We start from the raw sequence: 7,263 nt of genomic DNA on the forward strand, positions 1-7,263 counted from the left end.
TTGACAAGGCCCCGGTGCTGGGTCACGCAAACGTGCCATGTCCTCCACCATCCCGATCGGCGCGGGCACGCTGCTCAAGCAAAGCTCGTTCCTGTTCTTCCTGCTCTCGCGCAGCCTGTCGCGCTTCTCCAGCCAGATCGCAGGCGTCGCGATCGGCTGGCAGATCTATGACCTCACGGGACGCGCCTTCGATCTCGGCATGGTCGGGCTGATTCAGTTCCTGCCGACCGCGCTTCTGGTGTTCGTGGCCGGCAGCGCCGCCGACCGCTACCCGCGCAAGCGTGTCGTGCAGCTCTGCCAGCTCGCGGAAGCGCTGACTGCGCTCTATTTGTGCTGGGGCGCCTATGCGGGCGTGCTCACGGAGCTGCAGCTGTTCGCGGCGACCTTCGTGCTTGGCATCACCGGCGCCTTCGAGAGCCCAGCCACCGCCGCCCTGCTGCCGTTGATCGCACCCAGCGGCAGCCTGCAGCGGGCCAGTGCGCTGTCCAGCGGGGCGGCCCAGCTCGCGACCATCATCGGTCCCGCGCTGGGCGGCTTCGCCTATGCGGTCGCACCCGGTCTCGCTTACGGCATCATGGTCGTGTTCTGGCTGCTCGGAATGCTCTTCACCGGCGTCATCGAGGTGCCCGACGACGTGCCTGCGCCGAAGGAGGATGCGACCAATGCCGACCTGTTCGCCGGCGTCCGCTTCATCTGGCAGAACCCGGCGATCCTCGGCACGATCTCGCTCGACCTGTTCGCGGTGCTGTTCGGCGGCGTCACCGCGCTGCTGCCGATCTATGCCCGCGACATTCTCGAGACCGGTCCGCTCGGGCTCGGCATCCTGCGCGCGGCACCCGCGGTCGGCGCGCTCGCGATGACCGCGGTGCTGGCGCAGCACACGATCAGCCGCCATGTGGGCTTGCGCATGTTCCAGGCGGTGATCGTGTTCGGGGCCGCCACCATGGTGTTCGCGGTCTCGCATTGGATGTGGGTATCGGTCGCCGCGCTCGCGATCCTCGGCGCAGCGGATACGATCAGCGTCGTGATCCGCTTCTCGCTGGTGCAGCTGGCCACCCCGAACGAGATGCGCGGCCGGGTCGGCGCGGTGAACTTCCTGTTCATCAACGCCTCCAACCAGCTCGGCCAGTTCGAGAGCGGTGTCACCGCGGCGCTGTTCGGCACCATGCCCGCCGCCGTGCTCGGCGGCGTCGGCACCATTGCGATTGCGCTGTTGTGGATGAAGCTGTTTCCGGCGCTGCGGGCCGTCGAACGTCTCGAATAGTTCAGCCGGTCACGGAAATCGAGGCAGGCGCCGGCAGGACGGTTTTTGCCGGCACAAACAGCCGTCGCAACAGATAGAGCGCGAAGGCCGCCGGGATCAGGCCCGGCCCGGGCAACTGCAGATTGCCGAATAGCAGTTGCAGCGCGGGCAGCCAGAAGACGAGCTGAGCCAGCCGCCGGCCGACCGTATCGAGCTTTCCGTCAGCTAGCAGAGCTATCGCAGCAGCGGTCAGCGGCAGCACGTCATAGGTGCCCATATAGGGCGAGGCGCAGATCGTGCAGGCCAGCAGCAGAGCCCTGAGCAGCGCCGGATCGCCGTGCTTGCGATAGCGGAAGGCGGCATACACGGCGGCAACCGCGGCCACTGCCGCAACGGCCTGGATCGCATCCGCCACCTGATCGCCGAGCAGGCCGTGGAAGCTCATGAACAGCGTCGCATGATACGGCATGGCGATGCCGCTGGGATCGCGCAACACCTCGCGCATGACGGGCAGCGCTTTGGTGACATAGTCGACCCAGCCCTGCACCCCGCCGATGGCGACGCTCGCGGCGAACAGCGCCGCCGCCGCAACCGCCGCGGAGGCCATGACGCGCCAGCGGTGAGAGGCGACCAGCAGTACCGGCAGCAGAATGCCGAGCTGCGGCTTGATCGTGAGCAGCCCGATCAAGAGCCCGGCGAACGCCGGCCGGCGGTCCAAGAAGGCAAAGCTCGCAAACAGTGCGGCCGTGGTCAGGAACGAGCTTTGACCGGACAGAATGCACATCAGCGCCGCCGGCGAGATGGCGACGACGAGCAGCGCGCGCCGGTCCGCGAAGCTGCTGCGGCAACCCAGATAGAAGGCGAGCAGACCGAGGGCGAACCAGAGGAGCAGGGCCGGGACGTAGTTCAAGAGTCCGAACGGCGCCATCACCACCAGCGCGTTCGGCGGATTGGGCACGTTCTGCCCGGGGTAACCAGCGCCGAGCAGCGCGGTGAGCGCATCATTGTAGATCGACAGATCGTAGAAGCGCGACGGATCGGGCGTGAATGCGGCGCGGCCATACATCCAGAAATTCAGGAAATCGCGACCGACGACCAGCGTCGAGCCGTCGCGCGGGAACGGCCAGCTCCACTGCGTGGACCAGAGAAAGGTGAGGAACGTGAAGATGAAAAAGCCGCCGCCGAGCATGGCCAGGCCGCGCAGCATCTCGCGATCGGCCTCATTTGCGGCCGCTGGGGTCATAAGCTCGAGCAGCCGCTTGAGGCGACTGAGAGGAGCCTGGCCGAGGATGGCGGAGGGCTGCATGGGCACAGCTCGGATCGCGGGACAGCGCCGCGCACGAGGTCGCGAGCCTCAGCATCCTAAAAGTTGCCGATTAAGATACCATTGAAGCAACGTGCAAAATGTTCCGCGCGGTGCTCTGATCCCGGATCGCGCGCAGGCCGCGGCCGGGTCGCGCCCGCGCAGGACAGGTCGGGATCGTTGCAAATGCAGCCCGGATGTCGCGTCGCGCATCCGGGCTACGGATGTCCGTCAGCCGCGTCCGACGAACGGCATCTTGCTGGCCATCACCGTGATGAACAGGACGTTGGCATCGAGCGGGAGCGAGGCCATGTAGGCCACGGCGTCGCCGACCGCCTTCGAATCCATGCGCGGCTCCGGCATCATCCGGCCGTCGGGCTGCAGCACGCCGGCGACCATCCGGTCCGTCATCGGCGTCTCGGCATTGCCGATGTCGATCTGGCCGACCGCGATGTCATAGGCGCGACCGTCGAGATTGGAGGCCCTGGTAAGGCCGGTGATGGCGTGCTTGGTCGAGGTGTAGGCGGCCGAGAACGGCCGCGGCGCATGCGCCGAGATCGAGCCGTTGTTGATGATGCGGCCGCCGCGCGGGTTCTGGTCCTTCATGATGCGGAAGGCGTGCTGGGTGCAGAGGAAGGGCGCGGTGAGGTTGGTCGAGACCACCGCCTGCCATTGGGCGAGCGGCAGATCCTCGAACGGCACCGGCGGCGCGCCCATGCCGGCATTGTTGAACAACAGATCGAGCCGGCCGTAGGTCTCCGTCACCTTGGCGAACAGCGCCGCGATCGAGCCGGGATCGGTCATATCGGCGGTGACCGGGAGACTCATCCCGGGCTCGCCGAGCTTGGCGGTTTCCTCCAGCATCTCCTTGCGGCGGCCGACGAGCACCACCGTGAAGCCGGTCTTCATCAATGCCAGCGACGCAGCGCGGCCAACGCCCGTACCTGCGCCGGTCACCACGGCGATCTTGCGTCCAGCCTCGGTCATGTTTCCTCACCTTTCATTTTTCTTGGTGTCGATCTTCTTGGTGTCGATCGAGCCTGATCTCTTTCGGAAAACCGCTTCGCAGGTTTCCGGATCATGCTCTACTGCTTCGGTTCGCTTTGGGTCTTGTAGGGCGGTCGGGGAATGTTGTTGTGCGCCGCCCGCAGCGCCGCCGACCAGCGCGAGCGCAGGTCGTGGAAATAAGGCTCGCCAGCCTCGATGCGATGATTGAGATCGGCCTCGCAGACGTCGGAGCGGACCACCAGCACGTCGAGCGGCAGGCCGACGCCGAGATTGGAGCGCATCGTCGAATCCATCGAGATCAGCCCCGTCTTCAGCGCCTCATAGAGCTCGACGTCGTAATGCATGGCGCGGTCGAGCACCGGCTTGCCGTATTTGTGCTCGCCGATCTGCAAATAAGGCGTATCGGTGGTGCACTCGATGAAATTGCCGGCCGTGTAGACCATGAACAGCCGCATCCGCGAGCCCTTGATCTGGCCGCCGAACAGGAAGGAAACGTCGAAGGAGATATCTTCGGCCTTCAGCGCCGGACCTTCGGTGGCATGGACCATGCGGATGGCCTTGCCGATCCGCTGCGCCGCCTGAAACATGGTTGGCGCATTCATCAGGGTCTCGACCTCGCCCGTGTCAGGATCCTCGATCCCCTCGGTCAGCGTCGACAGCACCGACTGGCTGATGGCGAGATTGCCGGCGCTGGCGATCGCCAGGATCCGCTCGCCCGGATTGGAGAAGATGTGCAGCTTGCGGAAGGTCGAGACGTTGTCGAGGCCGGCATTGGTCCTGGTGTCCGCGATCATCACGAGGCCGTCGCGCACCAATATTCCGCAGCAGTAGGTCATGCCCGATCCCCGCACTTGAGAGCCGGAATTACTAGCCAATTTCGGCTGACCGTCCAACCCCCGTATTCCCAGCGCGCACGAACGGGCATGCCGCGACCTTTACGATCCTCTGTTCAGCCTTGTTCCGGATCGACGAGGAATGCGTCGTCAACCGGCACACCCAACGCCGTGACGAGCCGGTTCGTCTCGGCAGCCATGCCGACAATGGCAATCATCTCGGCATATTCCGCGTTGCTCATGCCCTTCGCTCGTGCGGCCGCGGTATGAGAATGAATGCAGTAAGTGCAGCCATGGGCGATGGAAACGGCAACGTAGAGCATTTCCTTGACCTTGGGATCGAGCGCACCGGGCGCCATCACCTCTTTGACGCTTTCCCAGGTCCGACGAAGGGTCCTCGGGTCGTGCGCAAGCGCACGCCAGAAGTTGTTGACGAAATCAGACTGCCGCGTCTTGCGAATGTCGTCGAAGACGGCACGCGCCTCCGGCGAGAGTTCATTATCCGAGAGCAGTTTTACAGTCGCCATGGTCCAGTCCCGCTGGTTTGCCGTCACGCGTGATTGGTATCATACATGACCCAGTCCTGCTGCGCCGTTCGCTGCGGATGGCTTGGTGGTCTGCGGGATCAACGATCGCGCGCTTGCGCGGAGGCAAGCCCGCAAGCGGAAGGAGGGAGCGCACCGTCGTTGCGGAAGCAGCACGTGCGATCATGCCGCCGTTCCAGGAGAAAGTGATCCGCGCAAAGGCTGTGCGCCGAAAATTACGACTGCCGCTGCGATTGTGACTGCAACTGGCCGCTGCCGCGGCCGGCCTGTTCCACCGTGACCTTGACGGTCAGGGTCTCCGAGCCGCCGCCATAGCGGGTGCCGCGCACGGGTGCCGCGCCCAGATAATCCAGGCCGATGGCGACGCGCACATGCGCATCGGTGGTGCAGATGCAGTTGGCGGCATCGAAGCCGACCCAGCCGAGATCGGGCACGAAGGCTTCGGCCCAGGCGTGGCCGGCCGCCTGGTGCGCTGCACCATCGGACCGCAGGAAATGCCCTGAGACGAAGCGGGCCGGGACGCCGCCGGCACGGGCGCAGGCAATGAAGATATGGGCATAATCCTGGCAGACGCCGCGCTTGAGCACGAAGGCCTCTGCCGCCGAGGTGCCGGTGTTGGTCGGATCCTCGTCAAAGGTCATGTGCTCGTTGATCTGCGTCATCAGCGCATGCAGGAAACCGAGCACGTCGTCCTCGGACTCGCTGCGCAATTCGCGGACGAAGCTCGCCATCGCCGGCGTGGCCGTGGTCAGCGCTGTCGGGCGCAGGAAGAAGCCCGCAGGAAAGCGCTCGTCGGCGCCTCTCAGCACGCCCCCGGTGTCGTGGGTCTCGACCAGCCCTTCGGCGGTGATGGTCAGGTCCTCGATCGCGCCATGCGTGATCACGTGCGTGACGTTGCCGAACGCGTCTTCATGCATCTGGAGGCGCGAATCGGTCGAGACGTCGATCTGCCACTCCGCGACATATTGGCCGTCATGGCTGCCCGGGGTCATCCGGATGATCTGGATGACACCGGTGGCCGCCGGCTCGTAGCGGTAGGTGGTTGTATGCGAGATACGCAGGCGCATAGTCGTGTCCGATGGAATGCCGGTCTATCCATCGTCATGCCTGGGCATCCACGAAGTTTCTCGCCGAGAGGGAAAAGCAAGACGTGGATGGCCGGGACTTCGCCCGGCCATGACGGTGACCAAGAACCTTCACCTTAACTCGATCAGATCAGATACTGCTTGGTGATGATCTCACCAAGCCGCGAATTGTCGGCGATGAACTCCTGGATGAACTCATGGACGCCACGCTGGAAGATATCATCCATATTGGAATGTTCCAGCCGGTTACGGACGCCGCGGGCATGGCGCTGTGACGGACCCTGCCGGCCATAGGCGACGCCGATCTGGTCGAGATTGCGCACGAGATTGCCGTAGCAGCTTGCCAGCGAGCGCGGCAGCGAATCGTTGAGGATCAACAGATCGGCGATCAGCCAGGGTTTCAGGGTCTCGCGATACACCCAATGGTAGGCGGTGAGCGCCGACACCGAGCGCAGGATCGAGCTCCACTGATAGAAATCGAGCGGGCCGCCGACATGCTCCTCCTCGGGCAGGAGGACGTGGTATTTCACGTCCAGGATGCGGGCGGTGTTGTCAGCACGCTCCAGATGCAGGCCGAGCCGCGAGAACCAGTAGGCGTCGTTGCGCAGCATGGTGCGGTAGGCCGAGCCGTCGAAGCGCAGCGAGGTTTCCTGCACGAAGCGCAGGAAACGCGCCAGCTCCTCGCGCGTCTTGGTGCCCTTGCTCCAGACCTCCTGCAGCTCGATCCAGGCTCCGTTGATGGTGTCCCACATCTCCGAGGTCAGGGCTGTCCGCACCGAGCGGGCGTTCAGCCTGGCGGCCTCGATGCAGTTCTTGATCGACGAGGAATTGGACGGATTGAACGAGAGATATTCGACGACGTTATGCTCGTTGGCCTCCTGATAGACCTCGAAGAAGCTGACATTGACGCCGGCCGTCATCAGCGCCGATTCCCACTCATTGGTCTTGCCGATATAGGCGGCGGGAAGCGCGGTGACGCGCAACGTGGCGTCGATGGTGCGGGCGAGATATTCGGCCCGCTCGACATAGCGGGCCAGCCAATAGAGATTTTCGGCGGTGCGCGAGAGCATGGGCGGTTCTATCGGCTGTTTGGCAATGGCATGTGGCGCTGGCTCGGGCCGGGAGCGGCTTTTCTGTGCGCCAAGGCGGAAGCGAAATCGCGGAGGGCTCTGACCCTCTCGCTTCTGGGGCTACTTTGAACACACATGTTCGCGGCGTTCTCGGTGCACCCTCTCCCCTCTGCGCG

Annotated in this window: 7 protein-coding genes; 1 reads left to right on the plus strand and 6 read right to left on the minus strand. The window is 64.6% G+C overall.

The annotated features are described in order from the left end of the window. Nucleotides 1–37 precede the first annotated feature (37 nt). Nucleotides 38–1,264, plus strand: a complete 1,227-nt coding sequence (locus BRAS3843_RS15065) for an MFS transporter (protein ID WP_008969803.1) — start codon at nt 38–40, stop codon at nt 1,262–1,264. A 1-nt stretch (nt 1,265) separates the two neighbouring features. On the opposite strand, the gene BRAS3843_RS15070 is transcribed toward BRAS3843_RS15065, so the two are convergent. The 6 genes from BRAS3843_RS15070 to BRAS3843_RS15095 form a co-directional block, all read right to left on the minus strand. Then, nucleotides 1,266–2,549 carry a glycosyltransferase family 87 protein gene (locus tag BRAS3843_RS15070; RefSeq protein WP_008969804.1) on the minus strand — a complete coding sequence of 428 codons (1,284 nt, stop codon included), beginning with the start codon at nt 2,547–2,549 and terminating at the stop codon, nt 1,266–1,268. A gap of 228 nt (nt 2,550–2,777) precedes the next feature. Next, a complete protein-coding gene (locus BRAS3843_RS15075; protein ID WP_008969805.1) occupies nt 2,778–3,533 on the minus strand; it encodes an SDR family oxidoreductase in 756 nt (251 codons plus the stop codon). 98 nt (nt 3,534–3,631) lie between these two features. Next, nucleotides 3,632–4,390, minus strand: coding sequence for a peptidase (locus BRAS3843_RS15080; protein WP_008969806.1), 759 nt, complete (start codon nt 4,388–4,390; stop codon nt 3,632–3,634). Nucleotides 4,391–4,503: 113 nt separating this feature from the next. Beyond that, on the minus strand, nt 4,504–4,914 hold the full coding sequence (locus BRAS3843_RS15085) for a carboxymuconolactone decarboxylase family protein (RefSeq protein WP_008969807.1): 411 nt from the start codon (nt 4,912–4,914) through the stop codon (nt 4,504–4,506). A 233-nt stretch (nt 4,915–5,147) separates the two neighbouring features. Then, nucleotides 5,148–5,999 carry a transglutaminase family protein gene (locus tag BRAS3843_RS15090; protein WP_008969808.1) on the minus strand — a complete coding sequence of 284 codons (852 nt, stop codon included), beginning with the start codon at nt 5,997–5,999 and terminating at the stop codon, nt 5,148–5,150. Nucleotides 6,000–6,142: 143 nt separating this feature from the next. Beyond that, nucleotides 6,143–7,087: an alpha-E domain-containing protein gene (locus BRAS3843_RS15095; protein WP_008969809.1), complete on the minus strand. Its 945-nt coding sequence runs from the start codon at nt 7,085–7,087 to the stop codon at nt 6,143–6,145. Between the last annotated feature and the right edge of the window lie 176 nt (nt 7,088–7,263).

Origin of the sequence: Bradyrhizobium sp. STM 3843 (assembly GCF_000239815.1) — a bacterium.
In the GTDB taxonomy this organism is placed as follows: Bacteria; Pseudomonadota; Alphaproteobacteria; order Rhizobiales; family Xanthobacteraceae; genus Bradyrhizobium.

Coding starts and splice junctions, on each gene's coding strand:
- BRAS3843_RS15065 (WP_008969803.1), top strand. CDS start 38: ATGTCCTCCACCATCCCGATCGGCGCGGGCACGCTGCTCAAGCAAAGC.
- BRAS3843_RS15070 (WP_008969804.1), bottom strand. CDS start 2,549: ATGCAGCCCTCCGCCATCCTCGGCCAGGCTCCTCTCAGTCGCCTCAAG.
- BRAS3843_RS15075 (WP_008969805.1), bottom strand. CDS start 3,533: ATGACCGAGGCTGGACGCAAGATCGCCGTGGTGACCGGCGCAGGTACG.
- BRAS3843_RS15080 (WP_008969806.1), bottom strand. CDS start 4,390: ATGACCTACTGCTGCGGAATATTGGTGCGCGACGGCCTCGTGATGATC.
- BRAS3843_RS15085 (WP_008969807.1), bottom strand. CDS start 4,914: ATGGCGACTGTAAAACTGCTCTCGGATAATGAACTCTCGCCGGAGGCG.
- BRAS3843_RS15090 (WP_008969808.1), bottom strand. CDS start 5,999: ATGCGCCTGCGTATCTCGCATACAACCACCTACCGCTACGAGCCGGCG.
- BRAS3843_RS15095 (WP_008969809.1), bottom strand. CDS start 7,087: ATGCTCTCGCGCACCGCCGAAAATCTCTATTGGCTGGCCCGCTATGTC.